The organism is Stenotrophomonas sp. HITSZ_GD (assembly GCF_029543105.1).
In the GTDB taxonomy this organism is placed as follows: Bacteria; Pseudomonadota; Gammaproteobacteria; order Xanthomonadales; family Xanthomonadaceae; genus Stenotrophomonas_A.
On sequence record NZ_JARQXB010000002.1, the window covers coordinates 243,730 to 265,757 of the forward strand.

The window sequence follows — 22,028 nt, forward strand, 5'->3', positions numbered from 1 at the left end:
GACGAACGCCGCCCTGCGCGGCGCGAGCGTTTGGGCGGACGCCCCGGGGCAGGCGCAAGGCGATGCCGCCCGATCAGTGGTGCACAGAGCGCTGTGCGCTAGCCGGCCGCGTCACGCTGCGTCGCGCGACGCTCTTGGCAGTATCACGGCATGCCTATCGCCGCGACAAGCGCGGCGTGCGTTCTGGAAAGACGCGCCGTCACTCCCACTCAATCGTCGCCGGCGGCTTGCCCGAGATGTCGTACACCACGCGCGACACGCCACGCAGTTCGTTGATGATGCGGTTGCTCACCGTGCCCAGGAATTCGTACGGCAGGTGCGCCCAGTGCGCGGTCATGAAGTCGATGGTTTCCACCGCGCGCAGCGCGATCACCCATTCGTAGGCGCGCGCGTCGCCGACCACGCCCACCGACTTCACCGGCAGGAACACCGCGAACGCCTGGCTGGTCTTGTCGTACAGGTCGGCCTTGCGCAGTTCGTCGATGAAGATCGCATCGGCGCGCGCCAGCAGTTCGGCGTACTCCGGCTTCACTTCGCCCAGGATGCGCACGCCCAGGCCCGGGCCCGGGAACGGATGGCGATACACCATCGTGCGCGGCAGGCCCAACTCCACACCCAGGCGGCGCACCTCATCCTTGAACAATTCGCGCAGCGGCTCGACCAGGCCAAGCTTCATGTGCTCCGGCAAGCCGCCCACGTTGTGGTGGCTCTTGATGACGTGCGCCTTGCCGGTCTTGCTGCCGGCCGATTCGATCACGTCAGGGTAGATCGTGCCCTGCGCCAGCCACTTGGCGTTCTTCAGCTTGTTCGACTCTTCCTCGAAGATCTCGACGAACAGGTTGCCGATGATCTTGCGCTTGGCCTCCGGGTCGCTGACGCCTTCCAGCGCCTTGAAATAGCGGTCCGCCGCGTTGACGCGCACGACCTTCACGCCCATGTGCTCGGCGAACATCGCCATCACCTGGTCGCCTTCCTGCCAGCGCAGCAGGCCGGTGTCGACGAACACGCAGGTCAGCTGTTCGCCGATCGCCTTGTGCAGCAGCGCGGCGACGACCGAGGAATCCACGCCGCCGGACAGGCCCAGGATCACCTCGTCGCTGCCGACCTGCTCGCGCACGCGGGCGATCTGGTCGTCGATGATGTTGGCCGCCGTCCACAGCGTGGCGCAACCGCACACCTCCACGACGAAGCGGCGCAGCAAGGTCTGGCCCTGCAGCGTGTGCGTCACTTCCGGGTGGAACTGCACGCCGTACCAGCGCTTGTCTTCGTTGGCGAACGCCGCGACCGGAATGCGGTCGGTGACGGCCGTGATGGTGAAGCCCGGCGGCGCCTGGGACACGTGGTCGCCATGGCTCATCCACACGTTCAGGCGCGGCGCGCCGCCGTGGTCGCTCAGGCCGGAGAACAGCGCGTCGGCATGCACCACCTCAACCTCGGCATGGCCGAACTCGCGCTGGTCCGCCGCTTCGGTCGCACCGCCGAGCTGCGCGGCCATGGTCTGCATGCCGTAGCAGATGCCCAGCAGCGGCAGGCCTGAATCGAACACCTGCTGCGGCGCGGCGGGCGCGCCCGGCAGCGTGGTCGATTCCGGGCCGCCGGACAGGATGATGCCCTTGGCCCCGAAGGCGGCGATCTCGGCCGGATCGTGGTCCCACGCCCAGATTTCGCAATACACGCCCAGCTCGCGGATGCGGCGGGCGATCAGCTGCGTGTACTGCGCGCCGAAATCGAGGATGAGGATCTTGTCGTTGTGGATGTTGGTCATGGGGCCGGCCACCTTCGGGTTCCTGATACGGAAACGCGCGCCATCGCCAGATCGCGCGCGTTACTTCGATTGCTCAACGACTGCCATCCTGGCGCCACATTTCCGGCTTCGGAAACTCCGGCCCGGCCATCCATGGCCGGGCGTGCGGCGACGCGCGAGGCATGCCTCGCAAACGCGTCGCCTTACCCCGCGCGGTAGTTCGGCGGTTCCTTGGTGATCTGCACGTCGTGGACGTGGCTCTCACGCTGGCCCGCGCCGGTGATCTTCACGAACTTCGGCTTGGTGCGCATGTCCTCGATGGTCGCGCAGCCCACGTAGCCCATGGTCGCGCGCAGGCCACCCACCAACTGGTGGACGATGCTGCTGACCGGGCCGCGGTACGGCACCCGGCCTTCGATGCCTTCCGGCACCAGCTTGTCGGCGTCCGAAGCGTCCTGGAAGTAGCGGTCCTTGGATCCCTTCTCCATCGCCGCCAGCGAACCCATGCCGCGGTAGCTCTTGTAGCTGCGGCCCTGGAACAGCTCCACTTCGCCCGGCGCTTCCTCGGTACCGGCGAACAGGCCGCCGATCATCACCGTGGAGGCACCGGCGGCCAGCGCCTTGCCGATATCGCCGGAATAGCGGATGCCGCCATCGGCGATCAGCGGAATGCGGTCCTGCAGCGCCTCGGCCACCATGTCCACCGCGGTGATCTGCGGCACGCCCACGCCGGCGACCACGCGCGTGGTGCAGATCGAACCCGGGCCCACGCCGACCTTCACCGCGTCGGCGCCAGCGTCCATCAGCGCCAGCGCGGCATCGCCGGTGACGATGTTGCCGCCGATCACCTGCAGCTGCGGGAACTGCTTCTTGGCCCAGGCCACGCGGTCGAGTACGCCCTGCGAGTGGCCGTGCGCGGTGTCCACGATGATCACGTCCACGCCGGCGGCGGCCAGCGCCTCGATGCGGCGCTCGGTATCGCCGCCCACGCCGACCGCGGCGCCGACCAGCAGGCGGGTCGCAGCATCCTTGGCGGCATTCGGGTAGTCGGACTTCTTCTGGATGTCCTTCACCGTGATCAACCCGCGCAGCGCGAAGTCGTCATTGACGACCAGCACCTTCTCGATGCGGTTCTTGTGCAGCAGCTTGAGCACTTCCTCGGACGCGGCGCCCTCGTTGACCGTGATCAGGCGATCCTTCTTGGTCATGATGTGGCGGACCGGATCGTCCAGCTCGGTCTCGAAGCGCATGTCGCGGTGGGTGACGATGCCGACCAGCTGGCCGCCGTCGACCACCGGCACGCCGGAGATGTTGCGCGCGCGGGTGAGCGCGAGCACGTCGCGGATGGTGGTTTCCGGGCCCACGGTGATCGGGTCGCGGATCACGCCCGATTCGTACTTCTTGACCGAGGCGACTTCGGCCGCCTGCTGCTCCACCGTCAGGTTCTTGTGGATGATGCCGATGCCGCCCATCTGGGCCATGGCGATGGCCAGGCGGGCTTCGGTCACCGTGTCCATGGCGGCCGAGACGATCGGCAGCTTCAGCCGCAGGTTGCGCGTCAGCCGGGTTTCCAGGCTGACGTCCTTCGGCAGGACGGTCGAGTGGGCGGGGACGAGCGAAACGTCGTCGTACGTGAGAGCTTCAGCCTGGATGCGCAGCATCGGCGGACCCGAGTGTTCTAGGAGAAGCGCGACATTTTACCCTGAAACACGCGCCGTTGACACCCGTCCAGGTGTCTTCCGGCGCAATGCAGCGTTACGTCGCCCCCCCCCGGCGGGACGAGGTTCAGCCCGCCGCGTCGGCGGCCTCGAGCGTGTTCTGCATCAGCGTGGCCACCGTCATCGGGCCCACGCCGCCCGGCACGGGGGTGATCCAGCTGGCGCGGGCGGCGGCGGCCTCGAAGCCGACATCGCCCACCAGGCGGCCATCGTCCAGGCGGTTGATGCCCACGTCGATGACCACCGCGCCCGGCTTGACCCACTCACCCGGGATCAGCCCGGGCCGGCCCACCGCCACCACCAGGATGTCGGCGTTGCGCACGGCCGCCTCCAGCACGTCCGGCGGGGTGAACTTGTGGCAGCTGGTCACGGTGCAGCCGGCGATCAGCAGCTCCAGGCCCATCGGCCGGCCGACATGGTTGCTGACGCCGACGATCGTCGCGTTGCGGCCGCGCACCGGCTGGTCGGTATGGCTGAGCAGCGTGACGATGCCGCGCGGCGTGCACGGGCGCAGGCCGAATTCGCGCAGGGCGAGATGGCCCACGTTCTGCGGGTGGAAGCCATCCACGTCCTTGCGCGGGTCGATGCGCTGGATCAGCCGGTTCGCATCCGGGATGCCCGGCAGCGGCAGCTGGATCAGGATGCCGTGGATTTTCGGGTCGGCGTTGAGCTGGTCGATCAGGCGGCTCAGCTCGGCCTCGGTGGTGCCGGCCGGCAGGTCGTAGTCGAACGCCTCGATGCCCACCTTCTCGGCGGCACGGCGCTTGTTGCGCACATAGACCGCCGAGGCCGGGTCACCGCCCACCAGCACCACCGCCAGGCCGGGCCGGGACTTGCCTTGGGCCAGGCGTGCCTGCACGCGCGCCTGCAGCTGGTCCAGCAGCTCCTCGGCGATGCGTCGTCCGTCGAGGATGCGGGCCTGGGCGGCGGTGGCGGGCACGGAGGCGGTCATGGGCGGCGGTGTAAAGTCGGGGGCCGCCTATTGTCCCCGATTCCGCCATGAACGACACCACCGCGCTCGAAGCCGCCGCGTTCCGCCGCCTGCTCCGGCACCTCAACCAGCAACGCCCGGACGTGCAGAACATCGACCTGATGATCCTGGCCGGCTTCTGCCGCAACTGCCTGGCCGACTGGTATCGCGAGGCCGCCGAGGAAGCGGGCGAGCCGATGGACAAGGCAACGGCGCGCGAGGCGATCTACGGCATGCCGTTCGAGGAATGGAAGCGGCAGCATCAGCGCGAGGCCACGCCCGAACAGCTGGCCGCGTTCGCCCAGGCGCAGGCGGCCCACCCGAAAGGGTGATCAGCCGGCGTCGTCGTCCACGGTGTCGGCCGGCACCTGCTCGGGATTGAGCGTGCGGCTGCGCCGCTTGGGCGGGGTGAACGGCGTTGGCCGCGGCACGCCGGGCTGGTTGCCGAAGATCATCTTCGCGCCCGCCAGCAGGTTGCCGCCGGCCATCTCCAGTTCGAAGCGCTCGGCATCGCGCTTGCGGATCTCCTCGGCGATGTTCGCCGCCTCGTCTTCGTCCACGCCCAGCTCGATCAGCGCGGCGCTGCCGAATTGCACGGCGGATTCGAACGTCTCGCGGATCTGGAAATCCACACCGGCGTGGATCAGGCCCAGCGAATGTTCGCGATCGTAGGAGCGCACCAGCAGCCGCGCCTGCGGGAATTCGTCGCGCACCAGCTCCACGATGCGATCGGTGGCTTCCTTGCGGTCAGTGCACACGGCGATCGCGCGCGCGGTGCCGGCGCCGGAGGCGCGCAGCACGTCCAGCCGGGTACCGTCGCCGTAATAGATCTTGAAGCCGAATTCCTCGGCGCTGCGGATCATCTCGATGTCGTTGTCGATGATGGTCACGTCCACGTCGCGTGCCAGCAACGACTGGCTGGCCACCTGCCCGAAGCGGCCGAAGCCGATCACCAGCACGCTGGCCGACTGCCCGGAGGCCGCTTCCACGCCCTCCAGCGAAGGCTTCGGCGCCGGCGTCATGCGCCGCTGCAACAGCACGAACAAGGGCGTCAGCGCCATCGACAGCACCACGATGGCGGTGAGGCTGGCATTGACGCGGGCCTCGATCACGCCCACCGACGCGGCCGCACCGAACAGCACGAAGGCGAACTCGCCGCCCTGCGCCATCAGCACGCCGCGATCCAGCGCCTGGTGGTGGTCGCTGCCGGTCAGGCGCGCGACGAGGTAGATGCACACCGCCTTGCCCAGCATCAGGGTGAGCACGCCGAGTGCGATGAAGCGCCAGTCCTGCAGCACCACCGAGACGTCCAGCGCCATGCCCACGCCGAGGAAGAACAGCCCCAGCAGAATGCCGCGGAACGGCTCGATGTCCGCTTCGATCTGGTGGCGGAAGGTGGATTCGGACAGCAGCACGCCCGCCAGGAACGCGCCCATCGCCATCGACAGCCCGCCCAGCTGCATCAGCAACGCCGCACCGAGCACGACCAGCAGCGCGGCGGCGGTCATCACCTCGCGCGCACCGGCCTGCGCCAGGACGCGGAACAGCGGGTTGAGCAGCCAGCGGCCCGCCGCCAGCAGGCCGACGATGCAACCGGCGCCGATGGCGATGGCCTTCCAGCGTTCGGCCGGGGCCACTTCCATGCCGGCCGGCGCCATCAGCGCCACGATGGCCAGCAGCGGCACGATGAGCAGGTCCTCGAACAGGAGGATCGAGACGATCTTCTGACCGGCAGGCAGGGTGAGGTCGCCGCGTTCGGAGAGCAATTGCATCACCACGGCGGTGGAAGTCAGCACGAAACCGGCCGCGCCGATGAAAGCCACCGGCGCGCGCAAGCCCAGTGCGTACATGCCGAGCAGGGTGAGGCCGGCGGTGCACACGGCGATCTGCAGCGTGCCCAGGCCGAAGATCTCCCGGCGCAGGCTCCACAGGTGCGAGGGCCGCATCTCCAGGCCGATGACGAACAGGAACATCACCACGCCCAGTTCGGCCACGTGCAGGATCGACTGCGGGTCGTTGAACCAGCCGAAGCCGAACGGGCCGATGACCAGGCCCGCGGCCAGGTAACCCAGTACCGAGCCCAGGCCCAGCTTGCGAAAGATCGGAATGACGACGACCGCCGCGCCTAGCAGCGCGACGACGTTGACCAACTGGTGGGTATCGGCGGGGGCACTCATGCCGGGATTCTAGCCTGCCCTCGCCCGCCCGCCGCCGTATTGCGCACGGAGGTGCCATCGGGCAAAGAAAAAGGCGACGCTCGCGCGCCGCCTTTGGATGCCATCCGCACGCCTTCGCCGTCAGGCGCTGGCGCCTTCCAGCGCAGCGCGCAGCGCGTCGCGGGCCGGGCCGCGCAGCTTCTCGTGCTCCAGCGCGAAGTGGATGGTGGCCTCGATCAGCCCCAGGTGCGCGCCGCAATCGAAACGACGGCCCTGGAAGCGATAGGCGTCCACCTGCTCGATCTTGAGCAGCTCGGCGATCGCGTCGGTCAGCTGGATTTCGCCGCCCGCGCCCGGCTTGACCTGCTCGAGCAGCTCGAAAATGCGCGCGCTGAGTACATAGCGGCCGACCACCGCCAGGTTGCTCGGCGCGACCTCCGGCTTAGGCTTCTCCACGATCGCGTTGATGCGCCCGCGGCTGCCGTCGAATGCCTCGGTCGCCACGATGCCGTAGCTGGCGGTCTTCTCGTGCGGCACGTCTTCCACGGCGATCACGCTGCCGCCGGTCTGCTCGGCCACGTCGGCCATCTGCTTGAGCGCGCCGGGGCCGCGATTCCACATCAGGTCGTCCGGCAGCAGCACCGCGAACGGCTCGTCGCCGACGATCGGCTTGGCGCACAGCACCGCATCGCCCAGGCCCAAGGCCTCGGCCTGGGTCACGAACACCGCGCGCACGCCGTTCGGCAGCACGTGGCGCACCAGTTCCAGCTGCTCCTGCTTGCCGGCGCGCTCGAGCTTCTGCTCCAGCTCGTAGGCCTTGTCGAAGTAATCGGCCACCGCGTGCTTGTAGCGGTTGGTGACGAAGATCAGCGTGTCGCAGCCGGCCTCGATCGCTTCGTCGACCGCGTACTGGATCAACGGCCGATCGATGATCGGCAGCATTTCCTTGGGAACCGTCTTGGTGGCCGGCAGGAAACGGGTGCCCAGGCCTGCCACCGGGAATACGGCCTTGCGGATGCGCTTGTTCATCAAATTCTTCTGACCTCGCGTGCGGGGAAAGGAACCACCGTGGCCGAGCGCTCGTTGTCCTTGTCGCGCGCGGCCGAGAAATCGGGCATGAAATTGCCGAGGATCGCGTCCATCGCGTCGGTGTCGTAGCGGTCCACCGCCTCGCGCAGGCGCGCGACGTGCTGCAGCACCTGGTCCTGGGGGAACTGCCGCGCGTCTGCCTCGAGGATCTTCGGGTGCAGGGTCGGGCGATAGTTCTCGTCGGCGTAGAACAGGGTCTCGTGCAGCTTCTCGCCCGGGCGCAGGCCGGTGTAGACAATGGCGATGTCCTGCCCGGGCTGCTTGCCCGCCAGGCGGATCATCTGCTCGGCCAGCAGGCGGATCGGCACCGGTTCGCCCATGTCCAGCGTGTAGATGGCCCCGTGCGACGCCGAGGCAGCCGCCTGCACGATCAGCTGGCAGGCTTCGGGAATGGTCATGAAGTAGCGGGTGACGTCCGGATGCGTGACCGTGACCGGGCCGCCCTGGCGGATCTGCTCGCGGAACAGCGGCACCACGCTACCCGCCGAATCGAGCACGTTGCCGAAGCGCACGGTGACGAACCGCGTGGTCGCGTTTCGCGCATCCAGGCTCTGGCAGATCATCTCGGCGTAGCGCTTGGTCGCGCCCAGCACGTTGACCGGCTCGACCGCCTTGTCCGTGGAGATGAAGAGGAAGGTGCCCACGCCCGCCTGCACGCAGCTGGTGGCGACGTTGTGGGTGGCCAGCACGTTGTTGCGCACGGCCTCGCGCAGCTGGCCTTCCAGCAGCGGCACCTGCTTGTAGGCGGCGGCGTGGAACACCGCGTCCGGGGTGGCGCTGGCCAGCGCGTAGCGCATCACGGCCGGGTCGCCGCAGTCGCCCAGCACGCGCACGACCTCCACTTCGGGGAACAGCCGCCGCAGGTCCGAATCGATGGTCAGCAGCGCCAGTTCATCCACTTCCAGCAGCACGACGCGCCGCGCGCCATGGCGCGAGACCTGGCGGCAGACTTCCGAGCCGATCGAGCCGCCGGCGCCGGTGACCAGCACGGTCTTGCCGGTCAGCCAGCTGCGCACCAGCTTCCAGTCCGGCATCACCGGCTTGCGGTTGAGCAGGTCCTCGATGGCCACTTCGCGCAGTTCGCCGGGCAGCGAGCGCCCTTCGAGCACGTTGGTCAGCTTGGGCACCATGCGGAACGGCAGCCCGGTGCTCTCGCAGATCGCCACGACCCGCTGCAGCCCGGGGGCGTCCAGCGAGGGAATGGCGATGATGATCAGCTTGGCCGCGGTCTCGCGGGCGATCGACGGCGCGCTGGCGATCGACCCCAGCACCGGCAGGCCCTGGATCTTGGCGCCGTGCAGCTGGCTGGCGTCGTCCAGGAAGCCCACCGGCAGGAAGGCCCCGGTGCGCCGCAGGTCGCGCACCAGCGCTTCGGCCGCGCGTCCGGCGCCCAAGATGAGCACGCGCTGGTTGACGTCGGCGGAGTTGGCGATCTGGTAGTCGCGCCAGGCGCGATACAGCAGCCGGGGCGTGCCCAGCAGCGCCGAGAGCGCGAACGGATACACCACCAGCACCGACATCGGCACGCCCTGGAAGCGGTCCACCGCCAATGCCAGGACGATGGCGACCATGCCCAGGAAGCTGGCCTTGAAGATGTTCCACAGGTCCGGAACGCTGGCGAAGCGCCACAGGCCGCGGTACAAGCCCACCCGCCAGAACACCAGGCCCTGCGCGATCAGCACGATGGCCGTGCGCCAGTCCCACATTGGCAGCTCGGGCGCATCGCGCAGCATCGAGTAGCGGCCGGCATGCAGCAGCTGCCAGCAGATCCATACCATCAGCAGGTCGTGGAAGACGACCGCGACTTTGGGCATGGATCGGGTGAAACGGTCACGCCAAGATGTCATGTATCGATCCATCAATAATCGCGTAGTCCCTTACGCAGGAGGAGCCAGATCGTCGATGCCGTCGCCAGCCAGACGATCGATCCAACAGCCTCCCACCTCGGCTGCAGTGCTTGCAGGCGGAAGAATAAGGCAATCGCGATACCGCTGGAAACCGCATACCCGAAAGTGACCCGGGGATGCCCGAACCGACGTGCGAGACGCTGGTAGACATGCTGCGCATGCGGCTCCCACCAACGCTGGCCGGAGAGCATGCGGGTAGCCAGCGTGAAGCCTGCGTCTACGAGAAAGGTGCCTAGCGGCAACCATAGCGACCACGGGCTCAGGCCCGCGCACAGGCCCAGGCCGAACAGCACCGCCAGCGCAAAACCGAGTCCGCCGCTCCCCCCGTCGCCGAGGAAGATACGCGCGCGCGGGAAGTTGAAAGGCAGGAAGCCCAGGCAGGCCGCAGCGAGCGTCCAGCCCGCCCAGGAGAGCGGCGCCGGCAGCATCCAGGCGTAGGCGGCCGCGGCCAGCATGGCCTGGGTGGCCGCCAGGCCGTTGATGCCATCCATGAAGTTCCACACGTTGATCAGGCCCACAGCGAACAACGCCGCCAGGGCGCCGAGCCATGCCTGGCCGCTGAGGTGGGCGACGAGCAGCCCCCAGCCCAGCGCGGCGACCCCATGTACCGCCAGCCGCCAGCGCGCGGGCAGCGGGCGATGGTCGTCCCACCAGCCGATCCCGGCGACCAGGGCGAATCCGGCCGCGGCGCCGGCGATCGGCAGGCCCTGACCCGGCCACTGCCACAGCGCCGCAGCAGCCACCACGAGCATCGCGCCGACGATGGCCATACCGCCGCCACGCGGGGTGGCGACCTGGTGGCTGCGACGTTCGCCGGGCTGGTCGATCAACTGGCGGCGCAGCGCGTAGCCGCGCATGCCCCAGGTGCCCAGCGCGGACAACGCGCACACGACGGCACAGGCGGCCCACAGATCGATCATCTATTCCTCGTCATCCAGGACCGCGGCAGGCAGCGCGTCCTTGCGGTCCACGCTGCACCTTGCCTTCGCGCCGGCTCAAACGACCGCGTAGTTCAGCAGCGGCTTGACCGTGCCCCACTCCTTGCAGCTCGGGCATTGCCAGTGGTGCGTCTTGGCGCCGAAGCCGCAGCGCGTGCAGCGATAACTCGGGTTGCGCACGAGCAGTTGGTCGGTGATGTGCTTGAGATCGTGCAGCGTGGATTCCGGATCGCTGCCCTCGGCCAGGGTGAGATCGATCAGCGCCGCCTCGCCGCGCACGGACGGACGATCCTTGAGCTGCCGGCCGAGGTAGGACCGCGCCGGACCCGGGCCGTCCTGCGCTTCCATCAGCTGGGTCAGCGCCAGCACGGGCGCGATGCCGCGATAGTGCTCGGTCATCTCGGACAGGAAGTTGCGCGCGCCGGCGATGTCGCCGACGCGACGATACGCCGCCAGCAGCGCCGGGATGATCTCCGGCAGGTAATCCGGATCGTGGCGGGCGGCACGTTCCCATGCACGCACCGCCGCCTCGTCGTTGCCGCGATCCACTTCGATGCGGCCCTCCAGGATGCCCGCGCGCACGGAGTTCGCATCGGCCTGGTAGGCGCGCGCCACCGCTTCCAGCGCTTGCTCCGGCTTGCCGGCGCCGCGGTAGCGGTCGGCCAGCTCGCATTCGAATTGCGAGATCAGCTTGCCCATCGGCTCGCCGGTGACCTGCTCGTAGCGGGTGGCGTTGTCGATCGCCTTTTCCCAGTCGCGCTCGGCCTGGTAGATGCCGATCAGGTGCTTGAGTGCCTGCGGCGCGCGCTGGTCGATCTGCGCCAGCTCGGTGAACACGGTCTCGGCGCGATCGAGCAGGCCGGACTTCATGTAGTCCTCGCCGAGCGCGAGCAGGGCCTGCACGCGCTGCTGGTCGGTGAGGTCGCTGCGCTGGACCAGCCCCTGGTGCAGGCGGATCGCGCGATCCACCTCGCCGCGGCGGCGGAACAGGTGCCCCAGCGCGACCTGGGTCTCGAAGGTTTCCTTGTCCAGCTCGGCGATATGCAGGAACAGCTCGATCGCCTTGTCGGGCTGCTCGTTGAGCAGGTAGTTCAGGCCGCGGAAATACGTGCTCGACAGCCGGCTGACCTGGGTATCGCCATGGCGCTGGCCGCCGCGGCGGCCGATCACCCAACCCCCGAGCGCGGCCAGGGGCAGGAACAGGAAGAACCAGAACCACTCGGTCAGGAAATCCATCGTCGGTCAAATTCCATCAATGGGGCGCGGCTCGACGACCACGGGGGCCGCGACACGCGCGGCGGCAAGCTGCTTGTTGGCCTGCCGCAGTTTCGAATAGAGGGGAAGCACCATCACCGCCAGCACCAGGACACCGCCGATCAGCACGCCCGCCAGCAGGGACACGATGATCGCCACGCCGGAGGTGGTCGCCAGGCTGGCGAAGGCGAAGTCGATCAGGATGGGCTGGGAATTGAGGGCGCCAATGATCAGGCCGACCAGCAGGAAAGCCAGCATCAACAGCAATTGGAAGACTTTCATGGCGCGACTCCTGTCAGGGTGCGCCTAGCTTAACCGTCACTCGGCCGTGTCGGCCATGTCGACCGGTGCGACCGAACTCACGCGCTCGCGCAGTTCCTTGCCCGGCTTGAAGTGCGGCACATGCTTGCCCGGCAGCGCGACCGATTCGCCGGTCTTGGGATTGCGGCCCAGGCGCGGCGGACGGTAGTGCAGCGAGAAACTGCCGAAGCCGCGAATCTCGATGCGGTCTCCCTGCGACAGCGACTCGCCCATCATCTCCAGCAGCGACTTGACCGCCAGGTCGACGTCGTCCGCCTTCAGGTGGGCCTGACGGCGCGCCAGGATTTCAATCAGTTCCGACTTGGTCATGGGCTGCTGCGCGGGGACGGGATCGCATCATGTGATCGGCCCGGACGCGAGGTCCGGGCCGATCGTTTTCTACACAGGGCTTGCGCCCCTTACCGCCAATTACTCGGACTTGTTGCCGCTCAGCTGCTCGCGCAGCAGCGCGCCCAGCTTGGTGGTGCCGCCCGACGCGGACTGGTATTCCTCCAGCACTTCGCGCATTTCGGCATCGTCCTTGGCCTTGATCGACAGCTGCAGGGTGCGGCCCTTGCGGTCCATGCCCACGAACTTGGCCTCGACCTTGTCGCCGACCTTCAGGTGCTGGGTGGCGTCGTCCACGCGCTCGTTGGCGATATCGCGCGCCGAGACGTAGCCCTCGATGCCGTCGGCCAGTTCGATGGTGGCGCCCTTGGCGTCCACTTCCTTCACCGTGCCTTCGACCTTCGAACCCTTCGGATGCGAGGCCATGTACTGGCCGAACGGATCCTGCTCCAGCTGCTTCACGCCCAGGCTGATACGCTCGCGCTCCGGATCGACCGCCAGCACGACGGCGTCCAGGGTGTCGCCCTTCTTGAAGTTGCGAACGACGTCTTCGCCGGTGGTGTTCCAGCTGATGTCGGACAGGTGGACCAGGCCGTCGATGCCGCCGTCCAGGCCGATGAAGATGCCGAAGTCGGTGATCGACTTGATCTGGCCCGACACCTTGTCGCCCTTCTTGTGGATGGCCGCGAAGGTCTCCCACGGATTGGCGGCGACCTGCTTCATGCCCAGCGAGATGCGGCGACGCTCTTCGTCGACGTCCAGGACCATCACTTCGACTTCGTCACCGACCTGCACGACCTTGGACGGGTTGACGTTCTTGTTGGTCCAATCCATCTCCGACACGTGCACCAGGCCTTCCACGCCCGGCTCGATCTCGACGAACGCGCCGTAATCGGTGACGTTGGAGACCTTGCCGTACACGCGGCTGTTGGCCGGGTAGCGACGGGCGATGTTGTCCCACGGATCCTCGCCCAGCTGCTTCAGGCCCAGCGAAACGCGGTTGCGCTCGCGGTCGAACTTCAGCACGCGCACGTCCAGCTCGTCGCCAACGTTGACGACTTCGGACGGATGGCGCACGCGCTTCCAAGCCATGTCGGTGATGTGCAGCAGGCCGTCGATACCGCCCAGGTCCACGAACGCGCCGTAGTCGGTCAGGTTCTTGACGACACCCTTCAGGATCGCGCCTTCCTGCAGCTTGTCCATCAGCTGCTCGCGCTCTTCCGAGTGCTCGCTCTCGACCACCGCGCGGCGGGAGACGACGACGTTGTTGCGCTTGCGGTCCAGCTTGATGAGCTTGAACTCCAGCTCCTTGCCTTCCAGGTAGGCCGGGTCGCGCACCGGGCGCACATCCACCAGCGAACCGGGCAGGAACGCGCGGACATCCTTGATGTCCACGGTGAAACCACCCTTGACCTTGCCGCTGATGCGGCCGGTGATGGTCTCGTTCTTCTCCAACGCTTCTTCCAGCTCGTCCCACACCATCGCGCGCTTGGCCTTCTCGCGCGACAGGACGGTCTCGCCAAAGCCGTTTTCGATGGAGTCCAGCGCGACCTTGACCTGGTCGCCCACGCCCACATCGATCTCGCCAGCGTCGTTACGGAACTGCTCGATCGGCACGATGCCTTCGGACTTCAGGCCGGCGTTGATCACCACCACGTCGCCGCGGACTTCCACGACGGTACCGGTGACGATGGCGCCCGGCTTCAGCTTGGCCAGATTGGCTTGGCTGGCTTCGAACAGTTCGGCAAAAGATTCGGTCATTTGAAATTACTCAGTTGAACACACGGACAGCGAACCGCTCAGCGGCCGCACTGCCCACCCAGTTAGTCGACCCCATACCGCGGGCCGGGTGTGAAGTGGAAATACCGCCGCGCACCCTGCGCGACGGAGCCTTGGAACTACGACGGATTGAACATTTTGACACGCACGCCACGCGCCTTGCGGCACATTGCATTCCTGCTGCGCGACTTCAGCGGGCGACGGACGCCAGCTTCAGCACACGCTCGACAACTTCCTCGATACCGATGCCCGTGGTGTCGATGAGCACGGCGTCTTCGGCCGGCCGCAAGGGCGCCACGGTGCGCTGGGCATCCCGGGCATCCCGGGCCATGATCTCGCGCAACAGGTCATCGAATATAACCGAAACACCCTTTTCCATCAACTGCTTATGCCGCCTGTCCGCGCGCTCCTCGGCACTGGCCGTCAGGAACACCTTGTGCGCGGCATCCGGGAAGATGACGGTCCCCATGTCCCGCCCGTCGGCGACCAGGCCCGGCGGCCGCCGGAACGAGCGCTGGCGCTCCTTCAGCGCCCCGCGGACCTCCGGAATGGCGGCGATGGCCGAGGCCAGGGCACCAGCGGTCTCCAGGCGCAACTCGTCGGTGGCGTCCACCCCGTTCAGGATCACCCGCAGGCCGCCCGCCCCTTGCTCCAGGAACTCCACGTGGGTATCGAAGGTGCAGCGGACCAGCGCCGCGGCGTCGGAGACGTCGATATCGGCCCAACTGGCCGCCACGCCCACCGCGCGGTACAGCGCGCCGGAATCGAGGTAGTGCCAGCCCAGCCGGGACGCGACGATGCGGCTGACCGTCCCCTTGCCGGCGCCGGAGGGGCCATCGATGGTGAGGACGGGCGACAGGTCGGTCATTCAGCTTCCAGGGCATGGGGAATGCCGCATTGTATGCCCCCGCCGCCCCACCCGGATGCAAGCAGTTGAAAGCCCGGGGAAAAGCAGGATAGAATTGCGGGCTTACTGACCCGTGGGCGTGCCGCGTAGTGGAAACGGCGCGCCCCTTCCCGAATTCCACGTTTACGCCGAGGTGTGCCATGAAAGTCCTGTCCTCCCTGAAGTCGGCGAAGAACCGTCACCGCGACTGCAAGGTGGTCCGCCGCCGCGGCAAGGTCTTCGTGATCTGCAAGTCCAACCCGCGTTTCAAGGCTCGCCAGCGCTAAGCGGCGGCCGGCCCGCCCTCCGGGCGTGGCCCGCGGATCGAAAAACCGCCTTCGGGCGGTTTTTTGTTTCTGCTTTGCTGTCATCATGTCGCGTCTGCTGTAATCGCATCCCGCTCATTTCTTTCGTCCACTGGGGAGTAGCCGAATGAAGATCCGCCTGTCCGTTTTGCCCCTGCTCGCCGTGCTGGTTGCCGGCGGCGCCTGCGCCGAGACCTTGCTGGTCGACCGCGCCAACGAGAAGCCCGCCGTGGCGATGCCCGTGCGCGGCCAGTCGATGGCCCAGGTCGAATCGCAGTACGGTGCCCCGCAGCAGAAGCTCGACCCGCGCGGCGGCCAGAAGCGCCAGTGGCCAACCATCAACCGCTGGGTGTACCCCGCCTTCACCGTCTACTTCGAGAAGCAGAAGGTGATCGACGTGGTCGCCAACCAGGCCGGTGCCGACGAGATCGGCCCGAAGCCCCCGATCCGCTGATTCCCGCCCCACCCCGCTCCCGGCCGCGCGCCGGGAGCGAAGCACCACAGAGCCTGCCCCCGCGATGACCGAACAACTCCGCTTCCCGGCCGAATGGGAAAGCCAGTCCGCCGTGCTGATCGCATGGCCCCACGCCGAGACCGACTGGGCGCAGCGCCTGGGGGAAGTGGAGGAGACCTACATCGCGCTGGTCGCGGCGATCACCCGCTTCGAACGCGCGGTGATCTGCGTGGCCGACGAGGACCTGCAGACCTATGCCGAAGCCCGGCTGCGCTCGGCGCGCATCGACATGGGCAAGGTCCGCTTCGTCCTGGCCGAATACGACGACACCTGGCTGCGCGATTCGGGTCCGATCACCCTGCGCCGTGGCGAGGGCGGTTTCCGCCTGCTGGACTTCCGCTTCACCGGTTGGGGCGGCAAGTTCGAGGCCAGCCGTGACGACCAGCTGGTCGGCGTGCTGCACGCGGCCGGCCTGTTCGGCGACAGCGAGGTGCGCAGCATCGACTTCGCCCTGGAAGGCGGCGCGATCGACACCGACGGCGCCGGCACCCTGCTGACCACCTGGCAGTGCCTGCACGAGCGCCATCCGGAGCGCACGCGCGAGTCGCTGAGCACCGACCTGGCCGCCTGGCTGGCGCAGGAGCGCGTGCTGTGGCTCGACCACGGCTACCTGGAGGGCGACGACACCGATGCCCATGTCGATACCCTGGCCCGCTTCGCCGGCCCGGACGCGATCGTGTTCCAGTCCTGTGACGACCCGAACGACTCCCACTACGCGGAACTGCAGGCGATGGGCGCGGAAATCGCCGCGCTGCGCCAGGCCAACGGGCAGCCGTATCGCCTGTTCCCGCTGCCGTGGGCCGAGCCGATCCTCGACGAAGGCCGCCGCCTGGCCGCGTCGTATGCCAATTTCCTGATCGTCAACGGCGCGGTCCTGATGCCGGCCTATGGCGACGCGGCCGATGCGCGCGCGCAGGCCGTGCTGGCCGAAGCCTTCCCGGGCCGCGAGATCGTGCCGGTGCCGTGCCGCGCGCTGATCTGGCAGAACGGCAGCCTGCACTGCATCACGATGCAGCTGCCGGCCGGCCTGCAGGCCGACTGAACCGGCCGGCCGCGTCGCGGCCGGTTTCGCTTCCGACGCGCTACCCTGTGCGCCCCCTAGCGGATCGATCCCCATGACCCGTCAAACCCTTCCCGTCGCGCTCATCCAGGAGCGCAACCATGGCGATGCGCAGGCCAACCTGGCCGTGATCGAAGCGCGCGTGGCCGAGGCCGCCGCGCAAGGCGCGCGCCTGATCCTGCTGCAGGAACTGCACAACGGCCCGTATTTCTGCCAGCACGAGTCGGTCGGCGAGTTCGACCTGGCCGAGTCCATCCCCGGCCCGAGCACCGAGCGCCTGGGCGCGCTGGCGAAGCAGCATGGCGTGGTGATCGTCGGCTCGCTGTTCGAGCGCCGCGCCGCCGGCCTGTACCACAACACCGCCGTGGTGCTGGAGAAGGACGGTACCCTGCTGGGCAAGTACCGCAAGATGCACATCCCCGACGATCCGGGCTTCTACGAGAAGTTCTACTTCACCCCGGGCGACATCGGCTTCAAGCCGATCGACACCTCGGTCGGCCGCCTGGGCGTGCTGGTGTGCTGGGACCAGTGGTACCCGGAAGCGGCGCGCCTGATGGCATTGGCCGGCGCCGAGCTGCTGCTCTACCCCACCGCGATCGGCTGGGACCCGGAAGACGCGCAGGACGAGAAGAACCGCCAGCGCGACGCCTGGGTGCTGAGCCATCGTGGCCACGCCGTGGCCAACGGGCTGCCGGTGCTGTCGTGCAACCGCGTCGGGCATGAGCCCTCGCCGCTGGGCGCCTCGGGCATCCAGTTCTGGGGCAACAGCCACGTGCTCGGCCCGCAGGGTGAGTTCATCGCCGAAGCCGGTGGCGAACCAACCGTGCTGGTGTGCGACGTGGACCTTCAGCGCAGCGAGCACGTGCGCCGCATCTGGCCGTTCCTGCGCGACCGCCGCATCGACGCCTATGGCGATCTGCTCAAGCGCTACATCGACTGATTCGGACCGACGGAACCCGCGCCCGTGACCGTACTGCTGCGTGAGGCCCAGGCCTCGGATATCCCGGCCATCACCGCGATCTACGCGGTCGAGGTGACCGACTACGTCAACACCTACGAGTACGAGGTGCCGGACGAGGCGGAAATGCGCCGGCGCATGGACGACATCAAGGGCCGCGGATTCCCTTACATCGTGGCCGAGCTCGACGGCAAGGTCGTCGGCTATGCCTACGCCAACACCTACCGCACCCGCATCGCCTACCAGTGGACCGTGGAGAACTCGGTCTACGTCGACTACGGCTGCCAGGGCCGCGGCGTCGGCAGCGCATTGATGCAGGGCCTGATCGACGCCTGCGTCGCGCGCGGCTACCGGCAGATGGTGGCGGTGATCGGCGAGCCCTCCAACACCGCCTCGATCAAGCTGCACGAGCGCTTCGGTTTCCACCTGGTCGGCGTCTTCAAGGGGCTTGGCCGCAAGCACGGCCGCTGGCTGGATACGGTGCAGATGCAACGCGCGCTCGGCCAGGGCGCCGACCAACCTCCTGCCGAAGAAGTGAAGTAATGGAACACACGTTCAACGCCGAAACCGACGACCTGCTGTCCGGCCAGCCGCATCGCATCGTCGAGCGCGACGGCGTGCGCTATACCCTGCTGGGCACCGCGCATGTCTCCCAGGCCAGCGTGGCCGCCGTGGAGAAGGCGATCGACAGCGGCCGCTTCGACGCGGTGGCGGTGGAGCTGGACAGCCAGCGCCTGCAGGCGCTGAGCGACCCGGACGCGCTGGCCAAGCTCGACCTGGTGCAGGTGATCCGCAAGGGGCGCGTGGCGCTGTTCGCGGCGAACCTGGCGCTGGCCGCCTACCAGCGCCGCCTGGCCGCGCAGCTGGGCATCGAGCCGGGCGCCGAACTCAAGCAGGCCGTCGGGTTGGCCAAGGCGCAGCATCTGCCGGTGTACCTGATCGACCGCGAGGTCGGCATCACGTTCAAGCGCGCCTCCGCGCGGCTGGGCCTGTTCGGCAAGCTCAAGCTGGCCGGCGGCCTGCTCACCGGACTGTTCGCCAGCGACGATGTCGGCGAGGAGGAGATCGAGAAGCTCAAGCAAGGCGACATGCTCGAGGCCAGCTTCGGCGATTTCGCCAGCGAGAGCCCGGAGCTGTACGACACCATCATCGCCGAACGCGACCGCTACATGGCCACGCGCCTGCGCGAGGAAGCCGGCCAGGGCCCGCGCGAAGTGCTGGCGGTGGTCGGCGCCGGCCACCTGGCCGGTCTGGCGCGCCACCTGGGCGAAGACCGCGAAGACCCGCAGGTGCTGCGCGAGCAGTTGGAGTTCGTACAGCAGCGCCGGCGCATCCCATGGATCACGCTGGGCATCCTGGCGGTGATCATCGCCGGCATCGGCCTGGGCTTCTGGCGCGGCGGCATGGCGATGGGCACGGACCTGCTGCTGCAGTGGGCCATGTATACCGGCGGCCTGGCCGCGTTGGGCGCACTGTTGGCCGGCAGCCATCCGTTGAGCATCCTCACCGCCGCGGTGGTCGCCCCGTTCAAGCCGTTCCGCCTGAGCGTGCCCACCGGCGCATTTGCCGCGCTGGTGGAAGTGCACATGCGCAAGCCGGCCTATGGCGATTTCCTCACCTTGCGCGATGATGCCCAGACCTTGCGTGGCTGGTACCGCAACCGCGTGTCCCGCGTGGTGCTGACCTTCCTGCTGACCAACCTGGGCAGCATGACCGGCGTCTGGCTGGCGGGCTTGCAGATCCTGCATCGCCTGCAGGGCTGAGCCCCGCGGTATCGCGTACCTCGCAGGCCCGCGCTCGATCGATCGCGGGCCTCGCCGTTTTTGCGAACCGGCATAGACGTGGCCCGAGGCCCCGCCGTATCGGCCCGGCAACTTAGAAATATCCAATATCGGCGCACCCACCACGTTCCTAGCATGCAGTCTCTTCAACAGACCGCATCCCCGTGGACCTCGCCGCCGCTCCCGCCCCGTCTGCCCACGACGCCAGCCTGGTTTCAGCCGCGGCGAGCCTGGCGACACTGGCGCAGCTGCATGGCCTGGCGACGTCCTACGAAGCGCTGCTACGCGAACTGGATGTCGCCACCACGGCCGAAGGCCTTCCCACCGCGGAGCTGGTCCTGGCCGCGCGCCGGCTAGGGATGAAATGCCGCGCCGTGGATGTGCTGCCCGAGCGGCTGGCCCACACGCCGCTGCCGGCCATCGGCCAGGACCGTCGCGGACGCTACTTCGTGCTGGCCAAGACCGCCGGCACACGCACGCTGCTGCACGACCCCGTCGATGGGCGCACCTGGACCGTGGAGGCCGCCGAACTGAGCGCCTACTGGAGCGGCCGGCTCCTGCTCCTGCAATCGCAGGCCACCCTTACCGGTGCGCTGGCCCGCTTCGACCTGTCATGGTTCATCCCGGCCATCGTGAAGCACCGGCGCGTGCTGGGCGAAGTGCTGGTGGCCTCGCTGGCCCTGCAGCTGTTCGCGCTGGTCACGCCGCTGTTCTTCCAAGTGGTGATGGACAAGGTGCTGGTCAATCGCGGCCTGTCCACGCTGGACGTGGTCTCGGTCGGGCTGCTCGGCGTCATGCTGTTCGAAAGCGCGCTGTCCGCGCTGCGCGGCTACCTGCTCGCGCACACGGCCAGCCGGCTCGACGTCGAGCTGGGCTCGCGCCTGTTCCGGCATCTCATCGCCCTGCCCCTGGCTTATTTCCAGTCCCGCCGCGTGGGCGACTCGGTGGCGCGCGCGCGCGAGTTGGAGAACATCCGCGCCTTCCTGACCGGCAGCACGCTGACGTTGCTGCTGGACATCCTGTTCTCCGTCGCCTTCCTCGCCGTGATGCTGTTCTACAGCGGCTGGCTCACGCTGCTGGTGCTTGCCTCCATCCCGCTGTACTTCCTGATCTCCGTCGCCATCACCCCCCTGCTGCGCAGTCGGCTGGAACGCAGCTTCGAACGCAACGCCGAGACCCAGGCGCTGCTGGTGGAAACCGTCAGCGGCATCGATACGGTCAAGGCGATGGCGGTGGAACCGCAGTTCACCCGCCGCTGGGACGAACGCCTGGCCGCCTACGTGGCCGCCAGCTTCCGCGCGCAGAACCTGGCCAACCTCGCCGGCGAGTCGGTCTCGCTGGTCGGCAAGCTCGTCACCGTCGGCACCCTGTGGCTGGGGGCGCGGCTGGTGATCGAGGGACAACTGAGCGTGGGGCAGCTGATCGCCTTCAACATGCTCGCCGGCCGTATCGGCCAGCCGATCATGCGCCTGGCGCAGTCGTGGACGCAGTTCCAGCAGACCGGCGTGTCGATGCAGCGGCTGGGCGACATCCTCAATACCGTGCCGGAGGGCGGCCGCGCGGACCGCACCGTGCTGCCTTCGTTGCAGGGCGCGGTGGCCTTCGAGCAGGTGCGTTTTCGCTATCGTCCGGAAAGCGAGGAAATCCTGCACGGCATCGACCTGGCCATTGCGCCGGGAGAAATGGTCGGCATCGTGGGCCCTTCAGGCTCCGGCAAGAGCACGCTGACCCGCCTCGTGCAGCGCCTCTACTCGCCCACCCAGGGCCGCGTCCTCCTCGACGGCGTCGACCTGGCCAACGTAGAGGTGGCATCCCTGCGTGCGCAGATCGGCGTGGTGCTGCAGGAGAACCTGTTATTCCGCCGCAGCATCCGCGACAACATCGCACTGGCCGCGCCCAATGCCTCGATGGAGCGCGTCGCGCGCGCCGCCACACTGGCCGGAGCGCACGATTTCATCAGCGCGCTTCCGCAGGGATACGACACGCTGGTGGAGGAGCACGGCACCTCGCTGTCCGGCGGGCAGCGGCAACGCATCGCCATTGCCCGTGCCCTGATCGGTGATCCCCGCATCCTGATCTTCGACGAAGCCACCAGTGCGCTGGACTACGAGTCCGAGCGGGTGATCCACGACAACATGCGGGCGATCCGCGACGGCCGCACCGTCATCGTCATCGCGCATCGCTTGAGCGCCGTGCGCGAGGCCGACCGCATCGTGGTGATGGACGGCGGCCGTATCGTCGAACAGGGCAATCACCATAGCTTGCGCGCCCTGCCCGGCGGGCACTATGCGCGCCTCCAACAGTTGCAGCAGGGCTGAGGC

The 22,028-nt window shown here is 68.0% G+C and carries 20 protein-coding genes; 8 read left to right on the plus strand and 12 right to left on the minus strand.

The window, feature by feature from the left end; genetic code table 11:
- Nucleotides 1–199 precede the first annotated feature (199 nt).
- From guaA to folD, 3 genes are all read right to left on the minus strand, one after another.
- Complete coding sequence (gene guaA, locus P6166_RS02965; protein WP_277763045.1) at nucleotides 200–1,765, minus strand: glutamine-hydrolyzing GMP synthase; 1,566 nt, start codon at nucleotides 1,763–1,765, stop codon at nucleotides 200–202.
- A gap of 182 nt (nucleotides 1,766–1,947) precedes the next feature.
- Nucleotides 1,948–3,405, minus strand: coding sequence for an IMP dehydrogenase (guaB, locus tag P6166_RS02970; RefSeq protein WP_277763046.1), 1,458 nt, complete (start codon nucleotides 3,403–3,405; stop codon nucleotides 1,948–1,950).
- Between the two features lie 124 nt (nucleotides 3,406–3,529).
- Nucleotides 3,530–4,414, minus strand: a complete 885-nt coding sequence (gene folD / locus P6166_RS02975) for a bifunctional methylenetetrahydrofolate dehydrogenase/methenyltetrahydrofolate cyclohydrolase FolD (RefSeq protein WP_277763047.1) — start codon at nucleotides 4,412–4,414, stop codon at nucleotides 3,530–3,532.
- 29 nt (nucleotides 4,415–4,443) lie between these two features.
- Here folD and P6166_RS02980 point away from each other — a divergent pair, with 29 nt between their 5' ends.
- Nucleotides 4,444–4,764 carry a DUF1244 domain-containing protein gene (locus P6166_RS02980; RefSeq protein WP_277763140.1) on the plus strand — a complete coding sequence of 107 codons (321 nt, stop codon included), beginning with the start codon at nucleotides 4,444–4,446 and terminating at the stop codon, nucleotides 4,762–4,764.
- On the opposite strand, the gene P6166_RS02985 is transcribed toward P6166_RS02980, so the two are convergent.
- The 9 genes from P6166_RS02985 to cmk all read right to left on the minus strand — a co-directional run bounded on the left by P6166_RS02985 (nucleotide 4,765) and on the right by cmk (nucleotide 15,071).
- The gene (locus P6166_RS02985) at nucleotides 4,765–6,609 is read right to left on the minus strand and encodes a monovalent cation:proton antiporter-2 (CPA2) family protein (RefSeq protein ID WP_277763048.1); all 1,845 of its coding nucleotides are present in this window, start codon (nucleotides 6,607–6,609) and stop codon (nucleotides 4,765–4,767) included. It abuts the gene before it with no gap.
- 120 nt (nucleotides 6,610–6,729) lie between these two features.
- Nucleotides 6,730–7,617, minus strand: a complete 888-nt coding sequence (gene galU, locus P6166_RS02990) for a UTP--glucose-1-phosphate uridylyltransferase GalU (protein WP_277763049.1) — start codon at nucleotides 7,615–7,617, stop codon at nucleotides 6,730–6,732.
- Nucleotides 7,617–9,524 carry a nucleoside-diphosphate sugar epimerase/dehydratase gene (locus P6166_RS02995; protein WP_277763050.1) on the minus strand — a complete coding sequence of 636 codons (1,908 nt, stop codon included), beginning with the start codon at nucleotides 9,522–9,524 and terminating at the stop codon, nucleotides 7,617–7,619. Before P6166_RS02995 ends, galU begins: the two co-directional genes overlap by 1 nt.
- A gap of 11 nt (nucleotides 9,525–9,535) precedes the next feature.
- Nucleotides 9,536–10,504, minus strand: a complete 969-nt coding sequence (locus P6166_RS03000; protein ID WP_277763051.1) for a lipopolysaccharide biosynthesis protein — start codon at nucleotides 10,502–10,504, stop codon at nucleotides 9,536–9,538.
- Between the two features lie 75 nt (nucleotides 10,505–10,579).
- Nucleotides 10,580–11,758: a lipopolysaccharide assembly protein LapB gene (lapB, locus tag P6166_RS03005; protein WP_277763052.1), complete on the minus strand. Its 1,179-nt coding sequence runs from the start codon at nucleotides 11,756–11,758 to the stop codon at nucleotides 10,580–10,582.
- A gap of 6 nt (nucleotides 11,759–11,764) precedes the next feature.
- Complete coding sequence (locus P6166_RS03010; RefSeq protein WP_277763053.1) at nucleotides 11,765–12,058, minus strand: LapA family protein; 294 nt, start codon at nucleotides 12,056–12,058, stop codon at nucleotides 11,765–11,767.
- 36 nt (nucleotides 12,059–12,094) lie between these two features.
- Nucleotides 12,095–12,406, minus strand: coding sequence for an integration host factor subunit beta (locus tag P6166_RS03015; protein WP_277763054.1), 312 nt, complete (start codon nucleotides 12,404–12,406; stop codon nucleotides 12,095–12,097).
- Between the two features lie 99 nt (nucleotides 12,407–12,505).
- Nucleotides 12,506–14,185 (minus strand): 30S ribosomal protein S1, encoded by a 1,680-nt coding sequence (rpsA, locus tag P6166_RS03020; RefSeq protein ID WP_130318421.1) that lies wholly within the window; start codon nucleotides 14,183–14,185, stop codon nucleotides 12,506–12,508.
- A 208-nt stretch (nucleotides 14,186–14,393) separates the two neighbouring features.
- Nucleotides 14,394–15,071 (minus strand): (d)CMP kinase, encoded by a 678-nt coding sequence (cmk, locus tag P6166_RS03025; protein WP_277763055.1) that lies wholly within the window; start codon nucleotides 15,069–15,071, stop codon nucleotides 14,394–14,396.
- 179 nt (nucleotides 15,072–15,250) lie between these two features.
- Between cmk and ykgO the strand changes: the two genes are divergently transcribed.
- From ykgO to P6166_RS03060, 7 genes are all read left to right on the plus strand, one after another.
- Nucleotides 15,251–15,376, plus strand: a complete 126-nt coding sequence (ykgO, locus tag P6166_RS03030) for a type B 50S ribosomal protein L36 (protein ID WP_036206164.1) — start codon at nucleotides 15,251–15,253, stop codon at nucleotides 15,374–15,376.
- A gap of 145 nt (nucleotides 15,377–15,521) precedes the next feature.
- On the plus strand, nucleotides 15,522–15,848 hold the full coding sequence (locus P6166_RS03035; protein ID WP_130318419.1) for a hypothetical protein: 327 nt from the start codon (nucleotides 15,522–15,524) through the stop codon (nucleotides 15,846–15,848).
- A 64-nt stretch (nucleotides 15,849–15,912) separates the two neighbouring features.
- Complete coding sequence (locus P6166_RS03040; protein WP_277763056.1) at nucleotides 15,913–16,950, plus strand: agmatine deiminase family protein; 1,038 nt, start codon at nucleotides 15,913–15,915, stop codon at nucleotides 16,948–16,950.
- Nucleotides 16,951–17,023: 73 nt separating this feature from the next.
- Nucleotides 17,024–17,908 carry a carbon-nitrogen hydrolase gene (locus tag P6166_RS03045; protein ID WP_277763057.1) on the plus strand — a complete coding sequence of 295 codons (885 nt, stop codon included), beginning with the start codon at nucleotides 17,024–17,026 and terminating at the stop codon, nucleotides 17,906–17,908.
- Between the two features lie 24 nt (nucleotides 17,909–17,932).
- Nucleotides 17,933–18,469 (plus strand): GNAT family N-acetyltransferase, encoded by a 537-nt coding sequence (locus P6166_RS03050; protein ID WP_277763058.1) that lies wholly within the window; start codon nucleotides 17,933–17,935, stop codon nucleotides 18,467–18,469.
- Complete coding sequence (locus P6166_RS03055) at nucleotides 18,469–19,689, plus strand: TraB/GumN family protein (protein ID WP_277763059.1); 1,221 nt, start codon at nucleotides 18,469–18,471, stop codon at nucleotides 19,687–19,689. The genes P6166_RS03050 and P6166_RS03055 overlap by 1 nt, the downstream gene beginning before the upstream one ends.
- A 182-nt stretch (nucleotides 19,690–19,871) precedes the next feature.
- Nucleotides 19,872–22,025, plus strand: coding sequence for a type I secretion system permease/ATPase (locus tag P6166_RS03060; RefSeq protein ID WP_277763060.1), 2,154 nt, complete (start codon nucleotides 19,872–19,874; stop codon nucleotides 22,023–22,025).
- Nucleotides 22,026–22,028: the final 3 nt, after the last annotated feature.